Genomic DNA, 1371 nt, shown 5'->3' on the forward strand with positions numbered 1-1371 from the left:
TGAAATCCATTACATAATCTTTTATTATCCAAAAAGATTTGAATTTAGAAGTAACACATTTAAAATGGGAAAATGAATTATATAAATTTTGCTTTGTGGCTAACTTGCCTGATCAACGTCTTGCTCATATTTTATGATGACATTCGTTATAGAATTGTTAAACATCGATTTCTTCTTATTATCTTTATTACTTCTCTACTTAGTTTGTTCTTTACTCCAGAACCACTAACCCAGCTTGCAGTGAGTTCCTCTGTTTTTATTTGTTTTTTTATACTTTGGTTGATAAACATTGTAGGCGGAGGGGATGTAAAACTCATTGGCGCACTTTTCTTAGGAGTGAACGATGAATATATGTTAGCGGCAATAGTAACGATAGGATTACTGGGTGGGATTCAAATATTGGTTATGTGGTTAATGTCTGTTTATCGAAAAAAAACACCTTTTGAGAATGGTATCCCTTACACAATACCAATTGGTATAAGTGGGCTCTTTTTCTTCTACATGTCATTAATTTAATCATTATTAAAACAAACGCCATGTCTATTTATTCAATAGGCATGGCGTTTTTCTACATCACTTCACAACTGGTTAGTAAGCGACCCGTAGGTGGCCTACCAACCACGCCTTTAGAAGTAAGTCGGAATGTTTCGGTAATCAAACTTCTCAAACGTTCTTGGTCAATTTTCTTCGCAGCAGAATCATTACACCATACGTACATCTCGATATACTTGGATAGCGGATATTGGCTACACTTGTAATCACCTAATGTCCAACTTGGACAGATAACAAAAGTATTTGCCGCTTGCAGTTCATTGATCATCAATCGAGAGGAAGAAGTGGTAAGCCAATGTTTTACCTTAGAAATATCCACCCCAGAAGAATCAAGCAATACCTCAGCATCTCGCCTAGTCAAAGTATTACAAAAGACGATTCGCTCAGGGTAGCACTCCTCAGGTTTGACGGCACAGTCGCAAGCTAAAATGTATTGCTCTCTATTTAGGGGGAAAACGCGACCTTCCACGGAAGTGGTGTCACCAATAGCGAAGACTAAATCGTGGTTATCTTTATCAACACAATTCATGTCGCTATAACTTGTAATAGCCAACTCGACGTCGTTATACACTCTAAAAGAGCTAATTACCTTCGCGACCAATTCAGGGGCAAATGAATCAGATATCGCAATAGAGTACCGATCAAACATATCTACTTGAGCCAATTCGTCAAATAATTGGTCATATAAAGACATTGTTCTGTCTGTATAACTAAGCAATATTTGGCCATGTTTAGTCAGATTGAATCCATCTTTTCGATCGAAGACTTCAGCCCCTATAGTACATTCAAGTTTTTTAATATGTTGTGAAACGGCTGGTT

2 protein-coding genes are annotated in these 1371 nt (G+C 37.1%); one reads left to right on the plus strand and one right to left on the minus strand.

The features are described from left to right. Window positions 1-72: 72 nt before the first annotated feature. Window positions 73-516: a prepilin peptidase gene (locus tag R7Q47_RS24660; protein WP_318089886.1), complete on the plus strand. Its 444-nt coding sequence runs from the start codon at window positions 73-75 to the stop codon at window positions 514-516. A gap of 52 nt (window positions 517-568) precedes the next feature. Here the strand turns inward: R7Q47_RS24660 and R7Q47_RS24665 are convergent. Then, the coding region (locus R7Q47_RS24665; RefSeq protein ID WP_025519968.1) for a LysR family transcriptional regulator at window positions 569-1371 on the minus strand (803 nt) is incomplete at its 5' end.

The sequence above is a fragment of the Vibrio sp. Vb0349 genome (genome assembly GCF_033338975.1).